Genomic DNA, 24,580 nt, shown 5'->3' with positions numbered 1-24,580 from the left:
TCTCCTTTTCCAAGTGGCTCGAAAGCCTATTCAAGTACCGCTTCAAGATCGAAGAGGCATAGCCTGCGATGGGTGTCTTCCTTACGCTCGCGCACGGCCTGGTTTTGTGGCAACAAGTCACAGCAACGATGAAGCAGTTGGGTCACTTGCAAGGCCAACTCCGGCTCCCAGTGTTCCAGGCCCCTGCGTTGCAGCTCGTTGTCCAGATGTTCGAGCTGGATCTTCGCCAACTCGTGTTTGCCCGCCTGCCCACATAGACGCGCCTGCGCAAGTCGCCAATGAAAACGGGCACGATCGCTGTGAGCGGCATGCATGCCCTGCTTGAGTTCATGGACGGCCGCCTTGAGCCCGTCCTTGCGCAGCCGCAGTCGTGCCGCTTGCAAGGCCGCCTCCCAAGGCTCGGCATCGGCATCCACCACTGTCAGTGATTCGGGCAACTGCAGATGACGGGCAACCTGCTGCGCGATCCAGTTACGCGTGGGGACATCGGCAAAGGGAGCACCATCGTGAAAACGAAACTCGGGCAGGTTGGGCAAGCGCTGCAGCAACAGGGCAAAGCTCACTTCCAGCTCAGTCATGGCCAGGTCGGCCTGCAGCGCCTCCAGGCACTGCCAGACCATGTACAACCCGTCAAACCAGAACAGCGCACCGGCGAGACTGGCCTCGAGTTCGAGCATCAAGTCGGTGTAATAGCCTTGGGCAAGCCGCTCCTGATAACGCTTGAGCTTGTCGGGTGCAGGCCCGCGCAAGGTGGTTATCCGTTCGCTGTCAGCGTCCGGGTAGCTGACGAGGGTCAGCCAGGTCAGCGCCCGATTCAGGCGCAGTGCGCGCAGGTCAGCGGCGTTCTGGCGCAACCACCAGGCACACAAAGGACGGGCCTGATCCTGTAAGGCGCGCAGCAACTTGTGGGCATCTTTCTCGGTGCCCACCACAACCTCGGCATTCTGCAACAGAGTGGTCACCTGCTTGACCTGCCCCTGCCCGGCAATATCGCCCAAGCTCGCGACCGGAGAATCGTCTTGCGCAACACGCTCCAACCGCTGGGCCAGTTGCCTGCGAATCGGCAGGAACAGCGGCGCGTTATCTTCCAGGCGCTCGACACAGCACTTATCGAGACACACCAGATGTTCAAGCACGGATTCGAACAAGGGCTGCTGACCCTGCAGCGACGGGTTTTGCGCGAAGAGGGACTCGAGGCGCCCCGCCAGCCAACTGAAGGCTGCGCCACGAGTACGCGGTTTTTCGGGATAGACCGCAGACCAATGATGCTCACAGAGATAGCGCAATAACCCAAGGCCGGCCAACAGCCCTGGAAAGGATTCCCGTTGATACAATGCCCAGGTCAGCCAGACGACGACCCGCAGATCCTTGGATTGTTGACGCAACAGGTACTCGCCGATTTCCAGGACCTTCTGCCAGTCGGTCTGGACGCCCGCATGAATCGATTGCGCCTTGCCCAATTCGAACTCCAGAACTTCATACTCACTTGAATAGCGCATATCGCTGCCGGCAAAACTCGTCCGCGTGCAGGGCGACCGTGCAAGTTCAAGGTAATCGTTATAGAGTTTTTCTGAATAAGACATTCGGCACAATTACCCAAAACAAAAAGTTCAAAGCATTAACATTTAAACCATATATCAAAGCGCCATCCAATCTTCGCCAGCGCCACCGCAAAGTTCGTAAACCTTAGCCATGCAAACAGCATTCAACAAGCAGCGCCTCGACACTTAAGTAATTTCCTACAATCACTGCAATTCAAGGCCTGCGCAGGGTTTTGCGCAGTTAAACCCTCATCTGTTTCCGAATATCCTTGCCAAGCCCAATACCAACAAACCAAACTCCATGAGCAACTAAATGCGCACTTATGCGCAACGTATTCTGCATATATTCGATTAAATCATGCACCTCCAATCAAAAAACCACCCCACTGACCGCCGGACCCACTGTTTTTATTGGGACTGATACTTTCGGGCACGCTTCTTGTTAATGAGAGTTGCCCGACCGGCACCATTACCGGTTGGAACGACCTCATCAATCAGGCAAGGAAACCCGTCATGCCAACACCCGCGTATCTTTCCATCACCGGTGTCAAACAAGGTTTGATTACGGCAGGCACTTTTACCCAGGACTCGGTAGGCAACATTTATCAGGAAGGCCATGAAGACCAGATTCTGGTCCAGGCCTTTGCTCATCAGGTGATCATCCCCCGCGACCCGCAGTCGGGTCAGCCGACGGGCCAGAGGGTCCACAAGCCGTTGATGATCAGCAAGGTCTTCGATAAGTCATCGCCCTTGCTGTTCAGCGCATTGACCAGCGGTGAAGAGGTCAAATGCCGACTGGAGTGGTTCCGAACATCATCGGCCGGCACCCAGGAGCACTACTTCACGATTGAACTGGAGGGCGCGACGCTCGTGGACATCCAATCCCGCATGCCCAATTGCCAGGACCCGGACAATGCCCACTTCACTCACCTGGAGGATGTGTATTTCACCTATCGCAAGATCGTATGGACCCACGAAGTGTCCGGCACATCCGGATCGGATGACTGGCGCAGCCCGGTAGCGGGTTAAGTCGGACCTGTGCAGGAACGGGTGCCAGGGATGGCACCGTTTCTGCCAAGCAGCTACACCATCGCCAAGGGATGCTTGCGCTTGGGTGCGCCGAACACCCGATCGATGGCATCCAGGTCGTGCTCATCCAGCAGCACCTTGGCGGCGGCCGCATTAAGCCGTACATGCTCCGGGGTGACCGCCTTGGGGATGGCGATCACACCGTCCTGGCGCAGCACCCAGGCCAGGGCGACCTGGGCGGGCGTGACCTCGTGGCGGCGGGCGATCTGCTTAAGGGTCTGGCTGGACAGCAACGCCCCACCCTGGGCAATCGGGCAGTACGCCATCAGCGGCAAATGGTGTTGTTGCCACCAGGGCAACAGGTCGAATTCGATCCCGCGCTCTTCGATGTTGTACAGCACCTGATTGGTCGCGCAGGCCGGGGATGCGAGTTCCTGCAGGTCGGCCACATCGAAATTGGATACGCCCCAGCGGCCGATCTTGCCCGCCTCACGCAGGCGCTCGAACGCTTCGACGGTTTCTTCAAGCGGGTACTGGCCACGCCAATGCAACAGATACAGATCAATGTAGTCCGTGCCCAGGCGCTGGAGGCTGGCTTCACACGCACGGGGCACGCCCTTGTGGCTGGCGTTGTGCGGGTAGACCTTGCTCACCAGGAACACCTGGTCGCGCCTGCCGCTGATGGCTTCGCCGACGACCTCCTCGGCGCCACCCTCGCCATACATCTCGGCGGTATCGATCAAAGTCATGCCCTCGTCGATCCCCAGTTGCAATGCCGCAACTTCGGCGCGGCGCCGGTCTGGGTCTTCGCCCATGCGCCAGGTTCCCTGGCCGATGACAGGGACGGGAACGCCCGCCAGATCAATGGTGCGCATGACAACCTCCTGATGAATTCGCGGATTAACAGTGTGGCATTACCCGGACAAAAGGGTTCAATCGAAGTATGGTTACCCTTTGCCAAGTCGCCAGGAAGGACCTGCAATGCTGTTTGTCGTGATGCTCGGGGGCAAGCACCCACGGGCAAGAATTGAAGTTCACGATGTGGTGTTCGCCGTAGCGGACACGCTGGAAGGCACCTACCCGCAATTGCGCGAGGGCTGGTTTGGCAGCCCCAAGGGTGTGCATATTGATTCGTGGATGGCGGTGGATGGCGTCGACGGCTGGAAGGTCGAACTCAGCCAACTGGCCCCCGCTGCCGACGCCCATCACCTGTACTTCATCAACCTTGGCGGCTATGAAACCAACAGCTTTGGCGAAGCCCACCACTACCTGCTGGTGGTCGCCCGCAACAAACAGGAGGCAACCCGCAAGGGCAAGCAACAAATGTTGCGCCACTGGTCCCAGGCCCACACCGACGGCGTGATGGATATCGACGACTGCCTGCCCATCGACCTGGTGGACGGCCGCTACCTGCACCTGGTGCAAGGTGACCATCGGCCGATCATTCAGCAGAATGACTACATCGTCTTGAATTGATGGGGGTTTATTCGACCGGACATCAGATGACTTAGGTAATGTCAGACGCAACACTGCTGTTGCTGTTGCTGTTGCTGTTGCTGTTGCTGTTGCTGTGGCTCTGGCTCTGGCTCTGGCTCTGGCTCTGGCTCTGGCTCTTGATCTTGATCTCAGGCGCCCCATCAAACACGCTGGCCGAACGCAGGCTTGAATCCGTGGGTAACCCGGCAGGACGCCGGGTTAGCCGTCCTGGGCCAGGGATGGCCCATGACGGCGGCCCACGGATTCAAGCCTGCGTTCGGGCACACCGAGCCTAGGCGAGGTGCCGAGTGTTGGGGCAAGAGCCCTTTTGGTTACTTTGGGCTGGGCCGGCATTCCGGCTCTTTTCCAAAAGTGACCCGCCGTAAGGGCGGAACCCTAAGTGGCAGTTACCGCAGCAACGGATATGTACTCGGTCTGATCCAACATCCTGGTCGGCTGTCATGCCGCCATCGGGAGCAAGTCGAATCGTCGCACCGCCCCTCCCACATTTGATCGCTATGCATCAGGCAGATATCAGTCTGCTCTGGATCTCACTCCATCACGCCAATACCCAAGCTCAACGCACCAACCAGAAACCCAGCGGAACTTTGCCAGGAAATAACCGCCTGAATCCGGTACGCTCACCGTTTTTACTCAAGGAGTTAATCCCCATGGCCAAAGCCACCGCCCGTCACATCCTTGTTGCCACTGAAGACAAGTGCAACGAACTCAAGGCCCAAATCGAAGGCGGCGCCGATTTCGCAGAAATCGCCAAAGCCAACTCCAGCTGCCCATCCAGCCGCCAGGGCGGTGACCTGGGTTCGTTCGGTCCAGGCCAGATGGTTAAAGAATTCGACACCGTCGTCTTCAGCGCCCCGGTCAACACCGTGCAAGGCCCGGTGAAAACCCAGTTCGGCTACCACCTGCTGGAAGTCACCAGCCGCCAGGACTGATCCCGTCCGCGCTGCTGCTTGAAACAACGGCCCGCCTTTTGGTGGGCCGTTGTGCATGTGACGACTGGCGACGCTGATGCTGTTAGCGTACAAATCCTTATTCTTCTTCACCCGGCGTTCAAGGCTGACAATGCGATTGGCTTTTTCCAGACTGCTCAGTACCTCCCTGGCCCTGCTGCTGGCCAGCACCGCCGTGATCGCGGCGCCCCAACCGTCAATGACCGTATACGGCGAGCCGGCCAAGTATCCCGCCGGTTTCAGCCATTTCGACTACGTCAACCCCAACGCCCCCAAGGGTGGCAGCCTGCGACGCTCGGCGATTGAAATCGGACGTTTCGACCATGTGCTGCCGTATATCGACAAAGGCATCGGCGTCTCCCAGGTCGACGGCTGGCTGTATGCGCCCCTGGCCCTGCGCTCACTGGACGAACCCTATACGGTGTATGGCCTGGTTGCGGAGAAGATGGACCGCGCGGACGACGGCCTGTCCCTGCGTTTCTTCCTCAACCCCAAGGCGCGTTTTGCCGATGGCAAGCCGATCACCGCCGAGGATGTGCGCTACAGCTTCAACCTGCTGATGACCCAAGGCAGCCTGCGCTTTCGCACGTTGTTCGCTGACGTCAAGCACGTCGAAGTCGAAGGCCCGCGCCAGGTCCGTTTTGATTTTTCCAGCAACGAAAACCGCACCCTGCCCCTGGATATCGCCACCCTGCCGGTGTTCCCCGAGCACTGGTGGAAGACCCGCGACTTCGCCAACGGCGGTGGCTACGAAGCCCCCCTGGGCAGCGGCCCGTACAAGGTCGGCAAGATCGACTCGGGCAGCACCATCACCTTTACCCGCGACCCCGACTGGTGGGGCAAGGACCTGCCCGTCAGCCACGGCCTGTACAACTTCGATCACCTGAGCCTGGAGTACTTCGGCGACACCGAGGTGGCCCGCCAGGTATTGCGTGGGGGCGCCTACGACTTCAACCGTGAGTTCTCCGCCACCGGCTATTCCATCGGCTACAACGGCCCGGCCCTGGACGATGGCCGCCTGCAACGCGCGCACTTGGCCAAGGACATGCCGCAACCGGCCCAGGGTTATGTGTTCAATGTGCAAAAACCAATGTTCAAGGACCGTCGCGTGCGCCAGGCCCTGGCGATGCTGTGGGACTTCGAATGGGCCAACCGGCAGATGATGCGCAACGTGTACATCCGCCAGCAAAGCTACTTCTCCAATAGCCCGTTGGCCGCCACCCAACTGCCCACTGCGGAAGAACTGGCGATTCTCGAACCCTTGCGCGGGCAGATTCCCGACGAGGTGTTCACCCAGGTGTTCAAGGCGCCGGTCACCGATGGCAGCGGCATGATCCGTGACAAGCAGCTGCAAGCCCTGGCGCTGCTGGAAGACGCCGGCTGGAAGCCAGACGGCGACAAACTGGTCAACGCCGAGGGCGAGCCGCTGGCGTTCACCTTCCTCAATGCCCAGAACGGGCTGGAACGCCTGTTGTTGCCGTACAAACGCAACCTGGCGCAGATCGGCATCACCTTGAATATCCGCCGCATCGATTCTTCGCAATACGTCAACCGCTTGATGGCCCGCGACTACGACATGATCGTGACGGGCTTCCCGGTCACCACATCGCCCGGCATGGAGCTGTACAACTACTTCGGCTCGACCGCCGCGTTCGATCCGGGCGCCAACAACTACATGGTGCTCAAGGACCCGGCCGTCGACAGCCTGATCAAGGGCCTGGTCAAGGCCGACACCCAGGCGCAGATGCTTACCTATGCCCATGCCCTGGACCGGGTGCTGCAATGGAATTACCTGTGGATCCCCAATTACTACCCGCCCGGCACCTCCGCCGCCTGGTGGAACCGCTTCGGCCGCCCGGCCATCGAGGCCAGGAATGATGAAGCCCTGGAAACCTGGTGGGAAATCAGCCCTACCCCGCTGACAAATGAACAAATGAATGCCGAATTGAAAAAACGCGCAGGAGCTCGCTGATGTTTGCCTATATCGTGAGGCGCCTGCTGCTGATCATCCCGACGCTGGTGATCATCCTGCTGGTGAATTTCGTGATCGTCCAGGCCGCCCCCGGCGGGCCGGTGGAACAAGCCATCGCTCACTTGCAGGGCATCGGCGGCGGCGCGGTCGGCGGCTCATCCGGCGACGGTGTCAGCAGCGGCTCCCGCGCCAGCCGTGGCCTGGACCCGAAACTGATCAAGGACATCGAAAAACAATACGGCTTCGACAAGCCCGCGCCGGAACGCCTGTGGCTGATGCTCAAGAGCTACGCCCAGCTGGATTTCGGCAACAGCTTCTTTCGCGGCGCCACCGTGATCGACCTGATCCTGGAAAAGATGCCGGTCACCATTTCCCTCGGCCTCTGGGCCACGCTGATCACCTACCTGGTGTCGATCCCCTTGGGCATTCGCAAGGCGGTGCGCCATGGCAGCAGTTTTGATGTGTGGAGCAGCACCGCCATTGTGATTGGCTACGCGATGCCGGCGTTCCTGTTCGCGATGTTCCTGATCGTGGTGTTCGCCGGAGGCACGTCATTGAACTGGTTCCCGGTGCGCGGGCTGGTCTCGGAAAACTTCGCCGAGCTGAGCACCGTGGGCAAGATCGCCGACTACTTCTGGCACCTGGTACTGCCGGTCAGCGCGCTGGTGATCGGCGGGTTCGCCACCCTGACCATCCTGACCAAAAACTCGTTCCTCAATGAAATCACGCGCCAGTACGTCGTGACCGCCCGCGCCAAAGGCTTGAGCGAACGGCGGGTGCTGTACGGCCATGTGTTTCGCAACGCCATGCTGCTGGTGATCTCGGGGATTCCCCAGGCGTTCATCAGCGTATTCTTTGCCGGCTCGCTGTTGATCGAGGTGATCTTTTCCCTCGATGGCCTCGGACGCATGAGCTACGAAGCCGCCGTGTCCCGGGACTACCCGGTGGTGTTTGGCTCGCTGTTTATCTTCACGTTGTTCGGCCTGCTGATAAAACTGATCGGCGACCTCTGCTACACCCTGGTGGACCCGCGTATCGACTTCGCCGCGAGGAACGCCTGATGCTTAACCTGTCTCCCGTGGCCCGTCGGCGTTTCGAACGGTTCAAGAAAAACCGTCGCGGCTGGTGGTCGCTGTGGCTGTTTATCGGCCTGTTTATCCTGACCCTGGGCGGCGAGCTGATCGCCAATGACAAGCCCTTGGTGCTCAGTTACAAGCACGAGCTGTATTTCCCGGCGTTCAAGCGCTACACCGAGCAGCAGTTCGGCGGGCAACTGCCGTTCCAGGCCGATTACCGCAGTGACTACGTGCAAAAGCTGATCAAGCAGGGCGGCGGCTGGATGCTGTTCCCGCCGATTCCGTTCAGCGACGACACGCCCAACTACGAATTGACCCGCCCGGCCCCCAGCCCGCCCTCGACGGTGAACTGGCTGGGCACCGATGACCAGTCGCGGGATGTGTTGGCGCGGGTGATCTTCGGCGCGCGGGTGTCGATCCTGTTTGCCCTGGCGCTCACCACCATCAGCGCCGCCATCGGCATCGCCGCCGGGGCCTTGCAAGGCTATTACGGCGGCTGGGTGGATCTGCTCGGCCAACGCATCCTTGAAGTGTGGTCCGGGCTGCCGGTGCTGTACCTGCTGATCATCCTGTCGGGGTTTGTCGAGCCGAACTTCTGGTGGTTGCTGGGGATCATGGCGCTGTTTTCCTGGCTGGCCCTGGTGGATGTGGTGCGCGCCGAGTTCCTGCGTGGGCGCAACCTGGAGTACGTCAAGGCCGCACGGGCGCTGGGCCTGGGCGACGGCAAGATCATTCGCCGGCACATCCTGCCCAACGCCATGACCGCCACCTTGAGCTACCTGCCGTTTATCCTCACCGGGGCGATTTCCACCCTGAGCGCCCTGGATTTCCTTGGTTTCGGCATGCCTGCGGGCAGTGCTTCACTGGGCGAGTTGATTGCCCAGGGCAAGCAGAACCTGCAAGCGCCGTGGCTGGGCTTGACGGCGTTTTTCACCTTGGCGCTGATCCTGTCGCTGCTGGTCTTTATCGGCGAGGCATTACGCGATGCCTTCGACCCACGCTCATGAGTGATTGCGTATGAACCTGATCGAAATCCGCGACCTCAGCGTCGCGTTCAGCGGCCAGACCGTGGTGCGCAACCTGAGCCTGGACGTCCGCCCCGGCGAGTGCCTGGCGCTGGTGGGCGAATCCGGCTCCGGCAAGTCGGTGACCGCCCACTCGATCTTGCAACTGCTGCCCGAGGCCGGTACCGACACCCGCGGTTCCGTGAAGTATCGCGGCCAGGAACTGATCGGCGCCTCGGCGTCGACCTTGCAGAAACTGCGCGGCAACCGCATTGCGATGATCTTCCAGGAGCCGATGACCTCCCTCAACCCGCTGCACAGCATCGAAAAACAGATCGGCGAAACCTTGCTGCTGCATAAGGGCATGGGCGGCAAGGCGGCGCAGGCACGCATCCTTGAGTTACTCGAACTGGTGGGTATCCAGAAACCCCAGGAACGCCTCAAGGCTTATCCGCACCAACTCTCCGGGGGCCAGCGCCAGCGGGTGATGATCGCCATGGCCCTGGCCTGTGAGCCGGAGCTGTTGATTGCCGACGAGCCCACCACCGCCCTCGACGTGACCGTGCAACGCAAGATCCTGCTGCTGCTCAAATCCCTGCAACACCGCCTGGGCATGTCGCTGCTGCTGATCAGCCATGACCTCAACCTGGTGCGCAGCATTGCCCAACGCGTGTGCGTGATGCATGCCGGCGAGATTGTCGAGCAGGCCGGCTGCGAGACCTTGTTCACCGCACCACAACATCCCTACAGCCGCCTGTTACTGGACGCCGAGCCATCCGGCGATGTGCTGTGCAGCGACCCACGGGAGACCGTGCTGGAGGTGGACAACCTGAGCGTGCAATTCCCCCTTGGCGGCGGCCTGTTCCGGCGCAAGACCTACCTGCGCGCGGTGGATGGCATCAGCCTCAGCGTGCAGCGCGGCAAGACCCTGGGGATTGTCGGCGAGTCCGGTTCGGGCAAGTCCACTCTCGGCCAGGCGATCCTGCGCCTGCTGGACTCCACCGGCAGCATCCGCTTCCAGGGCGAGGCCCTCGACCCGCTCAACCACAAGCAGATGCGCCCGTGGCGCAAACAGATGCAGGTGGTGTTCCAGGACCCGTATGGCAGCCTCAGCCCGCGCATGTCGGTGCAGCAGATCATCAGCGAAGGCCTGGAAGTGCATGCGCCGTGCAGCCTGGCCGACCGCGATGCGCAAGTGATCCAGGTGCTCAAGGACGTGGGCCTCGACCCCGCCAGCCGCCATCGCTTCCCCCATGAATTCTCCGGCGGCCAGCGCCAACGCATCGCCATCGCCCGTGCGCTGGTGCTCAAGCCGGCGTTGATGCTGTTGGACGAACCCACCTCCGCCCTCGACCGCACCGTGCAGAAGCAGGTCGTAGCGTTGTTGCGTGAGTTGCAGGAGAAGTACGGCCTGACCTACCTGTTTATCAGCCATGACCTCGCCGTGGTGCGCGCTATGGCCCATGACATGATCGTGATCAAGGACGGCAAGGTGGTGGAGCGCGGGCCGAGCCATGCAGTCTTCGACGCGCCGCAGCACCCGTATACCAAAGAACTCCTGGCGGCGGCCGGCGGGCTGTCGTCATGAGTACCAGCCTGACGGATTACCAACAGGTTCGCGGCCTGGCGATCCAGTCGCTGTTCGAGATCATCGAGCAGTCCAGCGAAGGCACGGTGATTGTCGACCGCGACGCCAATATCGTCTGGATGAACGAGCGCTACGCCAAGCGCTTCGGCCTCAAGAGTGCCGATGAAGCCATCGGCCAGCCGTGCGAGCGGGTGATTTCCAACAGCCTGTTGCGCCAGGTGGTACGCACCGACCGGCCGATTCTGCTGGACATCCAGGACACCCCCAAAGGCCCGTTGGTGGTGATGCGCCTGCCGATCCACAACGATGCCGGGGCGGTGATCGGGGCGATTGGTTTTGCCTTGTTCGATGAGCTGCGTAACCTGTCGCCGCTGATCGAACGCTACCTGAGCATGCAGCAGGAACTGGCCTCCACCCGTTCGTTGCTGCGCTCACGCCAGAGCAAGTACAACTTCGCGCATTTTATCGGCACCAGCGCCGCCAGCCTGGAAGTCAAACGCCGTGCACGGCGCAGCGCAAGCGCCGAATCGCCGGTGCTGCTGCTCGGCGAAACCGGCACGGGCAAGGAATTGCTCGCCCAGGCGATCCACGGCGCCTCACCGCGTGCGCACAAGGCCTTTGTCAGCATCAACAGCGCGGCGATTCCCCATGACCTGCTGGAAGCAGAATTCTTCGGCACCGCGCCGGGCGCCTTTACAGGCGCCGATCGCAAGGGCCGTCCGGGTAAATTCCAGATTGCCCAGGGCGGTACGCTGTTCCTCGATGAAATCGGCGATATGCCGCTGCCGCTGCAAAGCAAACTGCTGCGGGTGTTGCAGGAAAAGGAATTCGAACCGGTGGGTTCCAACGAGATGCTGCACAGCGATGTGCGGGTGATCGCGGCCACCTCCATGGACCTGGAAGCGGCGATCAAGCGCGGTGAGTTTCGCGCGGACTTGTATTACCGCCTGAATGTGCTGCCGATCCGGGTGCCGCCGCTGCGTGAGCGGCTGGAGGATATCCCGGCGCTGAGCGAAGCGATCCTCGAAGACCTGCGCAGCCAGCATGAGCTGGACCGCGAGGCCCTGGCGCTGTTGGCGCAACATGCGTGGCCGGGGAATATCCGCGAGCTGCGCAACGTGCTGGAGCGCGCGGCGTTGCTGAGCGATGACCTGGTGCTGGACGCCAGGGAAATTCGTGCGGCGATTGGCACGTTCAGCCCGGTGGAACGCGGGGCGGTGGATACGGTTGCGGGTGAGACGTTTGCAGCAGCGCGGGAGCGCTTTGATCGGCAGGTGATTACGGCGGCGCTCGAGGCGTGTGGTGGGAATGTGGTGGAGGCGGCCAGGCGATTGGGGCTGGGGCGGTCGACGCTGTACAAGAAAATGGTGGCACTGGGGATTGCCTAGTCTCCATATAGAGACTCCATTCTCCAGACAAAGACAATCCCTGTGGGAGGGGGCTTGCCCCCGATAGCATCAGGTCAGTTAACACATATGCTGGCTGATACACCGCTATCGGGAGCAAGCCCCCTCCCACATTTGATCTTCACCTGTCTCCAAATTGAGACAAAATTCAAAAATCCTCGAAAAAAATTCAAAAATACCCATATATTTCAACAAGTTGAAAACATGGCACACATCTCGCTATAGCCCTCCCCACCGCTTCACCCACAACAATAACAATCCGATGGAGACACACCATGAGTGTGATCATTGCCCTGGCAGCGCTCGCGTTGCTGATGCTGGCTGCCTACCGTGGCTATAGCGTTATCCTGTTTGCCCCCATCGCCGCCCTCGGTGCCGTGCTGCTCACCGACCCGTCCGCCGTCGCCCCTGCCTTTACCGGGGTGTTCATGGAGAAAATGGTCGGCTTTATCAAACTGTATTTCCCGGTGTTCCTGCTCGGTGCGGTGTTCGGCAAGCTGATCGAGCTGTCGGGCTTCTCGCGCTCTATCGTGGCCGCGGCGATCCGTTTGCTCGGCACGCGCCAGGCGATGCTGGTGATCGTGCTGGTCTGCGCCCTGCTCACCTACGGCGGCGTGTCGCTGTTTGTGGTGGTGTTTGCGGTGTACCCGTTTGCGGCGGAGATGTTCCGCCAGAGCAATATCCCCAAGCGCCTGATCCCGGCGACCATCGCCCTCGGTGCGTTTTCGTTCACCATGGACGCCCTGCCCGGCACGCCGCAGATCCAGAACATCATCCCCAGCACCTTCTTCAACACCACCGCCTGGGCGGCGCCGTGGCTGGGGCTGACCGGCACGATTTTCGTGTTCTGCGCCGGCATGCTCTACCTGGCGCGCCAGCGCAACAAGGCCCAGCGCGCGGGTGAAGGCTACGGCACCGAGCTGCGCAACGAGCCTGAGACCGCCGAGAACATTGCCCTGCCCAACCCTTGGATCGCGCTGTCGCCGCTGATCCTGGTGGGCGTAATGAACCTGCTGTTCACCCACTGGATCCCGCAGTGGTACGGCAAGACCCACAGCCTCAGCCTGCCGGGCATGAGCGCGCCGGTGACCACTGAAATCGCCAAGCTCACCGCGATCTGGGCGGTGCAGGCGGCGTTGCTGGTGGGGATCCTGATGGTGCTGGCGTTCGGGTGGTCGGCGATCAAAAGTAAGCTCGCCGAGGGCAGCAAAAGCGCGGTCAGCGGCGCGTTGCTGGCGGCGATGAACACCGCTTCCGAATACGGCTTTGGTGCAGTGATTGCCTCGCTGCCGGGCTTTCTGGTACTGGCGGACTGGCTGAAAGGCATCCCCAACCCGCTGGTCAACGAAGCGATTACCGTGACCCTGCTGGCCGGTATCACCGGCTCTGCGTCCGGTGGCATGAGCATCGCCCTGGCGGCCATGTCCGAGAGCTTTATTTCGGCGGCCCATGCGGCCAATATTCCCCTTGAAGTGCTGCACCGGGTCGCAGCCATGGCCAGCGGCGGCATGGACACCCTGCCCCACAACGGCGCGGTGATCACGCTGCTGGCGGTGACCGGCCTGACCCACCGCGAAGCCTACAAGGACATTTTCGGCATCACGATTATCAAGACCCTCGCGGTGTTCGTGGTGATCGGTACTTTCTACGCCACCGGCATTGTGTGAGGTTTTCATGACGACATTGAACGGCAAGACCGCCCTGGTTACCGGTTCCACCAGCGGCATCGGCCTGGGCATCGCACTGAGCCTGGCCAAGGCCGGCGCCAACCTGATCCTCAACGGCTTCGGCGACGCCAGTGCGGTGGTCGCCCAGGTGCAGGCGTTTGGCGGCAAGGTCGGCCATCACCCGGCGGACGTCAGCGACCCGGCGCAGATTGCCGACATGCTCGCGTACGCCGAGCGTGAGTTCGGCGGTGTCGACATCCTGGTCAACAACGCAGGCATCCAGCATGTGGCGGCGGTGGAGGACTTCCCGGTGGAGCGCTGGGACGCGATCATCGCGATCAACCTGTCGTCGGTGTTCCACAGCACACGCTTGAGCTTGCCAGGCATGAAAGCCAAGGGGTGGGGGCGTATCGTCAACATCGCCTCGGTGCACGGCCAGGTCGGCTCGGTGGGCAAGGCCGCGTATGTGGCAGCCAAGCACGGCGTGATCGGCTTGACCAAGGTGGTGGGCCTGGAGACCGCCACCAGCAACGTGACCTGCAATGCAATCTGCCCCGGCTGGGTGTTGACGCCGCTGGTGCAGAAGCAGATTGATGATCGTGTGGCCAATGGCGTCGACCCGCAGCAGGCGCAGCATGATCTGCTGGCGGAGAAACAGCCGTCGCTGGAGTTCGTGACACCGTCGCAGTTGGGTGAGCTGGTGCTGTTCTTGTGCAGTGAGGCCGGTGCGCAGGTGCGGGGTGCGGCGTGGAACATTGATGGCGGCTGGCTGGCCCAATAAAACCAGACACTGGATATCTAAACTGTGGGAGGGGACTTGCTCCCGATGGCGGAGGGTCAGTACCACACGGGCTAGCTGATACTCCGCTATCGGGAGCAAGCCCCCTCCCACAGTAGAATTCTATTGTTTTGAAGACCTGCATAAAAACAAGAGACCTTGCTGATGTCCGAGATCCTCTGGCAACCCTCCCCGGAACGCATCCGCAACACACGGATGGACCAGTTCCGACGCTTTATCAATGATCGCCACGGCGTGCAGCTCAACGACTACCCGGCCCTGCACCAGTGGAGCATCGACCAGCGCCCGGACTTCTGGCAGGCAATCGTCACGTTCTTCGAGGTGCAGTTTCGTAGCCCACCCAGCGCAGTGTTGATCGAAGACGCCGAGATGCCCAGCGCCCAGTGGTTTCCGGGCGCGAGCCTGAATTTTGCCGAACACCTGCTGCGTCGACGCGACGATCACCCGGCCGTGGTCGCGATCAGTGAAGACGGCCAGCGCGAACAACTCACCTATGCCGAACTGGCCGCCCATGTCGCCGGCCTGCAAGACAGTCTGCGGGCGGCCGGTGTCGGCAGCGGTGACCGGGTGGCCGCGTGCATGCCCAACACCTGGCAAACCCTGGTCGGCATGCTCGCCACCACCAGCCTGGGCGCGATCTGGTCGTGCTCCTCACCAGACTTCGGCACCCAAGGCGTCATCGACCGCTTCGGCCAGATCGAGCCCAAGGTGCTGATCACCTGCGCCGGCTACCGCTATGCCGGCAAAACCATCGACCAAAGCGCCAAGCTCAATGAAATCCTCGAACGCCTACCGTCCCTGGAACAATTGATCATCGTCCCGTATGCACGGCCCCACGCCTGCGTCGAGGACTATCAGACCCAGGCCCGCGTTGCCCTGTGGAACGACTTCTACCAACCCGGCGGCGAGCCTGCGTTCGTCGCGGTGCCGTTCGATCATCCGCTGTACATCCTCTACTCCAGCGGCACCACCGGCGTGCCCAAATGCATCATCCACGGCACCGGCGGCGTGCTGCTCACCCACCTCAAGGAACACGGCCTGCACGCGGACATATCCCGCGAGGACTGCCTGTTCTACTACACCACCTGCGGCTGGATGATGTGGAACTGGCTGGTCTCGGTGCTGGCGATCGGGGCCACGGCGGTGCTGTATGACGGCTCGCCATTTCATCCCGGCCCGGAACGCTTGATCGACCTGATCGACGCGGAAAAGATCAGCGTGTTCGGCACCAGCCCCAAGTTCCTCGCCACCCTGGAAAAGGCCGGGCTGCAACCGCGCCTGAGCCACGACCTGAGCAGCCTCAAGGGCCTGATTTCGACCGGCTCGCCCTTGTCGCCCCAGAGCTACGACTACGTCTACCGCGAGATCAAGGCCGAGCTGTGCCTGTCCTCAATGTCTGGCGGCACCGATATCGTCTCCTGCTTTGTGATCGGCAACCCGGTGTTGCCCGTACGGCGCGGTGAAATGCAATGCAAGAGCCTGGCGATGGCCATTGAGGTGTGGGACGACCAGGGCCAACCGCTGCTCGAGGAAAAAGGCGAACTGGTGTGCACCCGGCACTTCCCGGCGATGCCCATCGGCTTGTGGAACGACCCGGACCAGAAGAAGCTGCGCGCCTCGTATTTCAGCCAGTTTCCCGGCGTATGGGCCCAGGGCGACTACGCCGAACAACGCGCCAACGGCAGCTTGCTGATTCACGGCCGCTCCGACGCGGTGCTCAACCCGGGCGGCGTTCGCATCGGCACTGCGGAGATTTATCGCCAGGTGGAAAAAGTCCCACAGGTGCTGGAGAGCCTGGCCATCGGCCAGCGCTGGCAGGACGATGTGCGCGTGGTGCTGTTTGTGCGCCTCGATGACGGGATCGAACTGGATGAGGCCCTGGAGCAGCAGATCCGCCAGGTAATACGCGCCAACACCACGCCGCGCCATGTGCCGGCGAAGATCCTCGCCGTCAGCGATATTCCCCGTACCATCAGCGGCAAGATCGTCGAACTCGCAGTGCGCAACGTGGTGCACGGCGAGCCGGTGAAAAACACCGACGCCCTGGCCAATCCGGAGGCCCTGGCGCAGTTTCGCGACCGACCTGAGCTGGCGTAAAGATGAAAGGTTTCAGCCTTAAAGCACTCATTTGAAGACAAACCCTCAATGCATGCTATTTTTCGAGGGTAGTCACCCATAGGTTTCCCACGGGATAATGGGTGTTGTCTTTTTTCAAAGCGTTACGCTCAGGGCTTTTTATGAAGGGAACAACCACCGGTAGCGAAGCCGCTGCATTGATTGCGCGGCTGGACTGGGCACACAGCCCCCTCGGTGAGGCCAATGATTGGCCGCAAAGCCTGCGCACAGCCGTGGACATCGTCATCCACTCACCGATGCCGATGCTCCTGCTGTGGGGCAGCGAACTCACCCAACTCTACAACGACGGCTTCGCCCTGCTGGCGGGCAACAAGCACCCCGACGCCATGGGCCAGCCGGCGCACCAGACCTGGCCGGAACTCGAAAGCTTCACCGCACCGATCTACGACGCCGTACTGACCGGCCAGGTGCGTACCTTCAGCGAGCAGCGTTTCGTCCTGCAACGCAACAATCGCGACACTGAAATCTGGCTGGACCTGACCTACAGCCCGGTCCGCGATGAAAGCGCCAGCGTGGCCGGCATCCTGGTCACGGCCATCGAAACCAACGAACGTCGCAGAGCCCAGCACAACACCGAGCAGCGCCTGCAACTGGCCCTCGCCGCCACCGACGCAGTGGGCACCTGGGATTGGGACATTGGCGAAGACCGCTTTATCGCCGATGCCCACTTCGCCTACCTGCACGGGGTGGACCCGAGCAACGCCAGCCTGTTGCCCATCAGCGACTACCTGCACGGCGTACACCCCGAAGACCGGGGCACCGTGACGCGCAGCATCAAGCACTGCATCACCCACGGCACCGAATACGCCGAGGAATACCGCCTGCAACAAGCCGACGGCCAGGTGCGCTGGGTGTTTGCCCGCGGGCGTTGCTACAAGGATCATCAAGGCCGCCCCGCGCGCTTCCTCGGCGCGGCACTCGACCTCACCGAGCGCAAGCACACCGAGCAGGCCCTGCGCCAGAGCCAGACCGAGCTGCAGTTGATCATCAACGCCATGCCGGTGCTGATCGGCTACGTCGACCACGAGCAGCGCTTTCGCCTGAACAACAGCGCCTACCTCGAGTGGTACGGCATGACGCCTCAGGAGCTGTACGGCAAGACCATCCGCGAGGTGCTCGGCGACGAAGTGTATGCCGGGCGCGAGGACAAGATCACCGCTGCGCTCAAGGGCAAGGCCTGCAGTTTCATGACCATCACCCCCCATCGTGATGGCCGCCCACGCCATGCGCTGATGAAATACCTGCCGCGCTTCAGCAATGACGGCTCGGTGAACGGTTTCTATATCTTTGTGATCGATGAAACCGAACGCAAACTCACCGAAGAAGCCCTGCGCCACCTCAACGAGAACCTCGAGGAGCGTGTGGCCCAGCGTACCCAGGCGCTGGCCGAAGCCAACGAACGCCTGAAAACCGAGATGTTCGAGCGTGAGCGCGCCGAAGACGCCCTGCGCCATGCGCAGAAGATGGAAGCGGTGGGCCAGCTCACCGGCGGTATCGCCCACGACTTCAACAATATGCTCACCGGTATCATCGGCAGCCTGGACCTGATGCAGCGCTACATCGCCGCCGGGCGCAGCGAGGAAATCGGCCGCTTTACCGAAACCGCCGTATCCTCGGCCCATCGCGCGGCCGCCCTCACCCATCGCCTGCTGGCTTTCTCGCGACGCCAGTCGCTGGACCTTCGCCCACTGGACCCCAACCAGTTGGTGGCGTCCCTGGAGGAGCTGTTCCAGCGCACCAAGGGCGCCCATATCACGCTCAAGGTGCAACTGGGCCGCGATATCTGGCCGGTCAACACCGACGCGAGCCAACTGGAAAATGCCCTGCTCAACCTGGTGATCAACGCGCGCGACGCCATGCCCGACGGCGGCGAACTGCTGATCGAAACCGCCAACAGTTACCTCGACGGCACCGATATCACCACCCTCGAACCGGTCAGGGCCGGCGACTATGTGATGCTTGGCGTGTGTGACAACGGCAGCGGCATGGCACCGAAGATTCTCGCCAAGGCGTTCGACCCGTTCTTCACCACCAAACCCATCGGCCAGGGCACTGGCCTGGGGCTGTCGATGATCTATGGGTTTGCCCAGCAGTCCGGTGGTCACGTGACCATCCAGAGCGAACCGGGCCAGGGCACCTGCGTGCGCTTGTACCTGCCGCGCCTGCACGGCACCTCCCTGGAAAGCAGCCTGCCCGCTCAATTGGGCGAAGTTCCGGTAGCCCTTGCCGGCGAAGCGGTGGTGGTGGTCGAGGATGACCCGGCGGTGCGCATGCTGGTGGTCAATGTACTCGACGAGTTGGGCTATACCGCGCACCAGGCGGCGGATGCGCGTGCGGCGCTGCCATTGCTGGAGTCGGACCTGCGCGTGGACCTGCTGGTGACCGATGTCGGCCTGCCCGGCATGAACGGCCGCCAACTGGCGGAGATCGCCCGCCAGCATCGGCCGGGCCTCAAGGTGCTGTTCATGACCGGCTACGCGGAGAAAGCCGCCGAGCGCCAGGGCTTCCTGGAGGACGGCATGGACATGGTCGCCAAGCCTTTTTCCATCGACCTGCTGGCGACCAAAATCCGCAGCATGATCAGCGTCGATGATTCAGTTCAGGCATAATCGCGCGCCGTCGCACACCTGGTAGAGATCAATGAAAGCCCAAGCCCGCCATATCCTGGTGAAAACCAGCGAAGAAGCCGAACAACTCAAGCAGCGCATTGCCAAGGGCGAAGCCTTCGATGTGCTGGCCAAGAAGTACTCCACTTGCCCGTCCGGCAAGCGCGGCGGCGATTTGGGTGAAGTGCGGCCTGGGCAGATGGTCGGGGTGATTGATGCAGTGATCTTCAAGAAGCCGGTGAAGGTGGTTCACGGACCGATCAAGAGCAAGTTCGGGTATCACCTGGTGCAGGTGTTTTACCGCGATTGAGGCGTTGACTTAAGACCGCTATCGGGAGCAAGCCCCCTCCCACACTTGACCGCATTTCATCTGGAGGAATGCGGTCAACTGTGGGAGGGGCGGTGCGACGATTCGACTTGCTCCCGATCCGCCGCAGGCGGCCATTCACCTACTCCCTGGGGATCAGCGCACCGGGCACCTGGATAACCCGGCTCGCCAGCCGATGCCCGGCCAAAGCGGCCTCCTGCGGCGAACCACCCTTGAGCCGACAGGCCAGGTACGCGGCACTGAACGAATCCCCCGCCGCCGTGGTGTCCACCACCTTCTCCACCTTCAATGCCGGCACACCAAAGCGCTCGCCGTCGCAACGAATCAAACACGCATCCGCACCGCGCTTGAGCACCACTTCCGCAATCGCCGGGTACGCCGCGAACACCTGCTCGCTGTCGGCATAACCAAACAGCGCGCGCTCGTCATCTTCAGTCAGCAAGGCGATATCCACCTCGGCCAGTACGGTGCGATAAGCCTCACGGGCAACGTCCACCGTGGCCCACAGCCGTGGCCGGTAGTTGTTGTCGAACACCACTTTGCCGCCACGTCGGCGGGTTTCGATCAGGACTTCGAGCAAGCGCTGCCGCCCGACTTCACCCAGCACCGCCAGGGTAATGCCGCTGAAATACACCACGTCGTACCCCGGCAATGCCGCCAGGATCGGTTCGGCGGCTGGCGTGGTAAAGCAGTCGCGCACCGCCGCTTCGTTACGCCAGTAGAGAAATTTTCGCTCGCCGTTGGCGTCGGTCTGGATGCAGTACAAGCCGGGCAAACGTCCAGACAGGCGCTGGACTCTCTCCAGCCCAAGCCCCTCTTCCTGCCATTGCCGGCACATGGCATCGCTGAAGCTGTCATCGCCCAGGGCGGTAACGTAGTCGACACTGCCGACATCGCCCAGCTCACGGCGCAGGTACACCGCCGCGTTCAGGGTGTCGCCGCCGAAGCTCTGTTGCAGGCTGCCGTCGGCGCGGTATTGCAGTTCGATCATGCATTCGCCGATCAGGGCAATGCGTGGAGAGGCGGTGGTCATGGTTTTACACTCAGAAACGGGTTTCCAGGGACTCGATCACCTGCAACTGCTCATCCACCAGGCAACCGACCTGCCACTTGTCGAAGGTCAGGCAAGGGTGCGAGGTGCCGAAGGAAATGATGTCGCCGATACGCAGCTCGACACCTGCCGCCACGGTCATGAAGGCGTGCTGGTCCATCACGGCGGTGACGGTGCAGGCGCTCACATCATCGCCTTCAGCCGGGAGAATCCCGGCCCGATAGCGTTTGAGCGGCACCGGCAAACCGGCGTCGTAGGCCACGTCGCGCTTGCCCAGGGCGATCACCGCAAACCCCGGCTCAGGCAACGATTGCACATGGGCCCAGACTTCCAGGGCCGGGCGCAGGCCTTCATGAAGGTCGCTGCGGCGGTCGAGCACGCAGCACTGCGCCGCTTTGTAGATACCGTGGTCGTGGGCCACATAACTGCCGGGGCGCAGCACACTGAGGAAACGGCCGGCGGCGTTTTGCGTTTCGAAGGACTCGGCGATCAGGTCATACCAGGCCGAACCCGACGCCGTGATAATGGGCTTGGGCAGGTCGAAGGAACCGTTGTTTTGCAGGTCCACGGCCAGGCGCACCAGGCTCGCGGCGAAGTCGCGGATGCCACTGATGGCGTGTTCGCCGTGGATCACCCCTTCATAGCCTTCGATACCGGTGAGGGCCAGGGCCGGTTGGGCCTTGATCGCCTTGGCCAGGTCGCGCACTTCCTGCTCGCTGCGGCAACCGCAACGGCCGCCGACCACGCCGTATTCGATCATCACATTCAAGCGCAGGCCACGGGCGGCGAAGAACAGGCCCAGGTCGGCGACGTTGTCCGGGTGGTCAACCATGCAGTGGAAGTCAAAATCCTTGTCGGCCAGCAGGTCGGCGATCAACGCCATGTTCGGCGCGCCCACCAACTGGTTGGCCATCAGCACACGGCGCACGCCACCGGCATAGGCGGCGCGGGTCTGCACGGCGTTGGCCAGGGTGATGCCCCAGGCGCCTTGGGCGATCTGGCGCTGGAACAGCGCGGGCATCATGCTGGTTTTGCCATGGGGCGCAAGTTCGGCGCCGCTGTTGCTGACGAAATCCTGCATCCAGCGAATGTTGTGTTCCAGGGCGTCGCGGTGCAGCACCAGGGCGGGCAGGCTGACGTCACGGACCAAATGGGCACCGACGGCGGCGGCGCCCTTTTCAACGGCATTGATGGCAGACATGGAAAACTCCTATTCGTTGATGCGACGGGCCAGGTTATTGGCGCTGTCGATCAACACCCGGCGATAGTCGTTGTAGTTTTTGCTCGCATCGGCGCGAGGGGCGACGATACACAGGGTCGCAATGCTGATGCCCTGCGCGTCCCGGACCGGGGCGGCAAAGCAGTGGGTAAAGGTGTCGGCCACGCTGTCGAAGGAAAAGAACCCATCGAGGGTGGCCTGGCGGATCTGCGCGAGGAAGGTCTCCAGCGGCAGGCGCTGGCCATCCGGCAGGATAAAGTCGTCGTAGTCGATCAGGTCGATGATCTGCTGGTCGCTCAAGTGCCCCAGCAACAGGCGCCCGGAGGCCGTCCACGGGATCGGCGCGTTTTCACCGATGTCCGAGGAAATGCGGAAATGCCGCTCGCCTTCTCGCATCAGCGCCACCGTGTATTTACGCCCGTTGAGCAGGCACATCTGCGCGGTTTCGTGGGTTTGGCTGACGATCTCCTGCAAGGCGTGGTCGGCCTCGCGGGTCAGGTCGAAATGACGCAGGTGCGCCTGCCCGAGGAAGTACAGCTGGCGGCCGAGGTAGACGTGACCGTCCTTGCCCACGGTTTCGAGGATGCGCCGCTCCAACAAGGAGGCGACCAGCTCGTAAACCGTGGATTTGGGGCTGCCGATGCCGCTGGCAATATCATTCGGGCGCAGGGGCTGGCCGATCTCCTTGAGAAAATCGAGGATATCGAATGCACGGTCCAGGCCCTTGGCGCGGCGTTTGATGGTGTCTTCGGTCATGGCAATTTCGGTCCGGTCGAAATGGTAGGGCTGGCGCAGGTCCACTGTGGGAGGGGCAAGCCTCCTCCCACATTTGATCTCTGGTGGGCTTAAGAGTGGGGGCAATTTAGCCCTTTTTCTTGTAGGCCACGCAATCAATCTCGACTTTGCAGTCCACCATCATGTTGGCCTGCACACAGGCCCGCGCCGGAGCGTGTTCCGGGGTGAAGTACTCGCCGAAGACCTTGTTGAAACTCCAGAAGTCCCGTGGGTCTTCCAGCCACACGCCCACCCGCACCACGTCTTTCAACTCGTAGCCGGCTTCTTCGAGGATCGCCACCACGTTGCGCATGGTCTGGCGAGTTTGCTCGATGATCCCGCCAGTGATGATTTCGCCGTCCACCGCAGGCACTTGGCCCGAGACGTACAGCCAACCGTCCGCTTCCACCGCGCGGGCGAAGGGACGAGGCTGGCCACCGCCGGCAGTGCTGCCGGCTCCGTAACGAGTGATGCTCATAAAACGATGCTCCTGATTAAAAACGAATGTTCTTGAGAAATTCCGCCAGGCGCGGCGATTGCGGCCGCTCGAAGATATCCTTCGACGAGCCCTGCTCTTCAATCCGGCCCTGGTTCATGAAGACGATCTTGTCCGAGACTTCATAGGCAAAGCGCATTTCGTGGGTGACCAGCAACATGGTCATGCCCTCTTCCGCCAAGCCCTTGATCACACTGAGCACCTCGCCCACCAGTTCCGGGTCAAGGGCCGAAGTGACTTCGTCGAACAGCATCAGGCTCGGGTTCATGGCAATGGCACGGGCAATCGCCACACGCTGTTGCTGCCCCCCGGACAACTGGCCCGGGAAGTGATTGCGGCGCTCCAAAAGTCCTACACGGTCCAACCATTTTTCCGCGAGTGCCACCGCCTCGTCCTTAGGCATTTTCTTAACTTTCAACAGGCCGAGGGTGACGTTCTGCAACGCGGTCAGATGGGGAAACAGGTTGAACTGCTGGAATGCCATGCCGGTCATCGCCCGGTGCTGGGCGATCACGCGCTCGGGGTGACGCACGCGCTTGCCGCCGATGTCGCTGTAGCCGATGGACTCGCCATCCAGGGTGATCTGCCCGCCCTGGAATTCTTCCAGCAAGTTGACACAACGCAGCAACGTGGTCTTGCCCGAGCCGCTGGAGCCGATCAACGTCACCACGTTGCCGCGCTGCATGGACAGGTCGACGCCCTTGAGCACTTCGACCTCGCCGTACTGTTTACGCAGGCCGCAGATATTCAGCAGCGGTTGGTTGGTTTGAGGTTGGTTCATGGCAAGGCCACCCGCTTTTCAATGTAGCGCCCGAATAACTCGATGGCGTAGTTGATGACAAAGAACAGAAACCCGGCGAACAGGTAAAACTCCAGGGTCATGAAGGTACGTGCGATCACCTGCTGGGTACTCAGCAGCAATTCAGCGACGCCGATCACCGAGAGCAAGGTCGAGGCCTTGACGATTTCCGTCGAGGAATTGACCCAGGTCGGCAGGATCTGCCGCAGCGCCTGGGGCAACAGCACGTAGGCCAGGGACTGCCGGAACGTCAGGCCTATCGCCTTGCCGGCTTCCAGTTGACCACGGGGAATGGCTTGCAGCGCACCGCGCACGATTTCCGCGACGTGGGAGCCGCAGAACAGCGTAAGCCCGACGGCGCCGGCCTGGAACGCGCTGATTTTCCAGCCGAGCGCCGGCAGCATGTAGAAACACGCCAGCACCAGCACAAACACCGGGGTGCCACGGATCAGGTCGACATACAGGCGAAACGGCGCACGCATCCAGAATCTGCCGTAGGTCAACACCAGCCCGGCGAATATGCCAATCAGGGTGCCAAAGATAATTGCCAGCGCCGAGCAGTAAATGCTGGTCTGAAACCCCGCCCAGAGCGTATCCCGGGCGATCCACAACTCATGCAGCCAGCTGGGGGACTCGTACATG

At 61.7% G+C, this 24,580-nt stretch carries 21 protein-coding genes; 13 read left to right on the top strand and 8 right to left on the bottom strand.

The features are described from left to right. Positions 1-26 precede the first annotated feature (26 nt). Positions 27-1,583: a type VI secretion system protein TssA gene (gene tssA, locus HCF10_RS14435; RefSeq protein ID WP_167655812.1), complete on the bottom strand. Its 1,557-nt coding sequence runs from the start codon at positions 1,581-1,583 to the stop codon at positions 27-29. A gap of 471 nt (positions 1,584-2,054) precedes the next feature. Between tssA and HCF10_RS14430 the strand changes: the two genes are divergently transcribed. Continuing rightward, the gene (locus tag HCF10_RS14430; protein WP_048729440.1) at positions 2,055-2,570 is read left to right on the top strand and encodes an Hcp family type VI secretion system effector; all 516 of its coding nucleotides are present in this window, start codon (positions 2,055-2,057) and stop codon (positions 2,568-2,570) included. 53 nt (positions 2,571-2,623) lie between these two features. On the opposite strand, the gene HCF10_RS14425 is transcribed toward HCF10_RS14430, so the two are convergent. Further along, positions 2,624-3,445: an aldo/keto reductase gene (locus HCF10_RS14425; RefSeq protein ID WP_131699304.1), complete on the bottom strand. Its 822-nt coding sequence runs from the start codon at positions 3,443-3,445 to the stop codon at positions 2,624-2,626. A 106-nt stretch (positions 3,446-3,551) separates the two neighbouring features. Between HCF10_RS14425 and HCF10_RS14420 the strand changes: the two genes are divergently transcribed. The 12 genes from HCF10_RS14420 to HCF10_RS14365 all read left to right on the top strand — a co-directional run bounded on the left by HCF10_RS14420 (position 3,552) and on the right by HCF10_RS14365 (position 19,581). Beyond that, positions 3,552-4,046 (top strand): DUF1543 domain-containing protein, encoded by a 495-nt coding sequence (locus tag HCF10_RS14420; RefSeq protein ID WP_131699303.1) that lies wholly within the window; start codon positions 3,552-3,554, stop codon positions 4,044-4,046. Positions 4,047-4,717: 671 nt separating this feature from the next. Next, entirely contained in the window at positions 4,718-4,999 is a 282-nt protein-coding gene (locus tag HCF10_RS14415; RefSeq protein ID WP_044274278.1) for a peptidylprolyl isomerase, read from the top strand. Between the two features lie 130 nt (positions 5,000-5,129). Then, the gene (locus HCF10_RS14410) at positions 5,130-6,989 is read left to right on the top strand and encodes an extracellular solute-binding protein (RefSeq protein ID WP_167655811.1); all 1,860 of its coding nucleotides are present in this window, start codon (positions 5,130-5,132) and stop codon (positions 6,987-6,989) included. Continuing rightward, positions 6,989-8,050, top strand: coding sequence for a microcin C ABC transporter permease YejB (locus tag HCF10_RS14405; protein ID WP_027608619.1), 1,062 nt, complete (start codon positions 6,989-6,991; stop codon positions 8,048-8,050). Before HCF10_RS14410 ends, HCF10_RS14405 begins: the two co-directional genes overlap by 1 nt. Continuing rightward, entirely contained in the window at positions 8,050-9,072 is a 1,023-nt protein-coding gene (locus HCF10_RS14400; protein ID WP_167655810.1) for an ABC transporter permease, read from the top strand. The genes HCF10_RS14405 and HCF10_RS14400 overlap by 1 nt, the downstream gene beginning before the upstream one ends. A 10-nt stretch (positions 9,073-9,082) precedes the next feature. Then, positions 9,083-10,657, top strand: coding sequence for an ABC transporter ATP-binding protein (locus HCF10_RS14395; RefSeq protein ID WP_131699300.1), 1,575 nt, complete (start codon positions 9,083-9,085; stop codon positions 10,655-10,657). Then, positions 10,654-12,045, top strand: a complete 1,392-nt coding sequence (locus HCF10_RS14390) for a sigma-54 interaction domain-containing protein (protein WP_131699299.1) — start codon at positions 10,654-10,656, stop codon at positions 12,043-12,045. Before HCF10_RS14395 ends, HCF10_RS14390 begins: the two co-directional genes overlap by 4 nt. A gap of 293 nt (positions 12,046-12,338) precedes the next feature. Continuing rightward, complete coding sequence (locus HCF10_RS14385; RefSeq protein ID WP_167655809.1) at positions 12,339-13,730, top strand: GntP family permease; 1,392 nt, start codon at positions 12,339-12,341, stop codon at positions 13,728-13,730. A gap of 7 nt (positions 13,731-13,737) precedes the next feature. After that, a complete protein-coding gene (locus HCF10_RS14380; protein WP_131699297.1) occupies positions 13,738-14,511 on the top strand; it encodes a 3-hydroxybutyrate dehydrogenase in 774 nt (257 codons plus the stop codon). A 162-nt stretch (positions 14,512-14,673) separates the two neighbouring features. Next, positions 14,674-16,626 (top strand): acetoacetate--CoA ligase, encoded by a 1,953-nt coding sequence (locus HCF10_RS14375; RefSeq protein ID WP_167655808.1) that lies wholly within the window; start codon positions 14,674-14,676, stop codon positions 16,624-16,626. Positions 16,627-16,766: 140 nt separating this feature from the next. Continuing rightward, the gene (locus HCF10_RS14370; RefSeq protein WP_131699295.1) at positions 16,767-19,274 is read left to right on the top strand and encodes a PAS domain-containing hybrid sensor histidine kinase/response regulator; all 2,508 of its coding nucleotides are present in this window, start codon (positions 16,767-16,769) and stop codon (positions 19,272-19,274) included. A gap of 31 nt (positions 19,275-19,305) precedes the next feature. Continuing rightward, the gene (locus tag HCF10_RS14365; protein ID WP_010564624.1) at positions 19,306-19,581 is read left to right on the top strand and encodes a peptidylprolyl isomerase; all 276 of its coding nucleotides are present in this window, start codon (positions 19,306-19,308) and stop codon (positions 19,579-19,581) included. A gap of 139 nt (positions 19,582-19,720) precedes the next feature. On the opposite strand, the gene HCF10_RS14360 is transcribed toward HCF10_RS14365, so the two are convergent. The 6 genes from HCF10_RS14360 to HCF10_RS14335 form a co-directional block, all read right to left on the bottom strand. Next, entirely contained in the window at positions 19,721-20,632 is a 912-nt protein-coding gene (locus HCF10_RS14360) for a sugar kinase (protein WP_167655807.1), read from the bottom strand. 10 nt (positions 20,633-20,642) lie between these two features. Next, positions 20,643-21,851, bottom strand: a complete 1,209-nt coding sequence (locus HCF10_RS14355; protein WP_145337517.1) for an amino acid deaminase — start codon at positions 21,849-21,851, stop codon at positions 20,643-20,645. 9 nt (positions 21,852-21,860) lie between these two features. Beyond that, positions 21,861-22,625: an IclR family transcriptional regulator gene (locus tag HCF10_RS14350; protein ID WP_167655806.1), complete on the bottom strand. Its 765-nt coding sequence runs from the start codon at positions 22,623-22,625 to the stop codon at positions 21,861-21,863. 106 nt (positions 22,626-22,731) lie between these two features. Beyond that, a complete protein-coding gene (locus tag HCF10_RS14345; protein WP_010210958.1) occupies positions 22,732-23,121 on the bottom strand; it encodes a RidA family protein in 390 nt (129 codons plus the stop codon). 16 nt (positions 23,122-23,137) lie between these two features. Beyond that, the gene (locus HCF10_RS14340; RefSeq protein ID WP_131699291.1) at positions 23,138-23,920 is read right to left on the bottom strand and encodes an amino acid ABC transporter ATP-binding protein; all 783 of its coding nucleotides are present in this window, start codon (positions 23,918-23,920) and stop codon (positions 23,138-23,140) included. Next, on the bottom strand, positions 23,917-24,579 hold the full coding sequence (locus HCF10_RS14335; protein ID WP_145337515.1) for an amino acid ABC transporter permease: 663 nt from the start codon (positions 24,577-24,579) through the stop codon (positions 23,917-23,919). Before HCF10_RS14335 ends, HCF10_RS14340 begins: the two co-directional genes overlap by 4 nt. Position 24,580 lies beyond the last annotated feature (1 nt).

It is taken from the genome of Pseudomonas sp. B14(2022) (assembly GCF_012030485.1).
GTDB lineage: Bacteria > Pseudomonadota > Gammaproteobacteria > Pseudomonadales > Pseudomonadaceae > Aquipseudomonas.
Note: the sequence above shows the minus strand (reverse complement) of the source record. Positions and strands in the feature narration are given on the sequence as shown.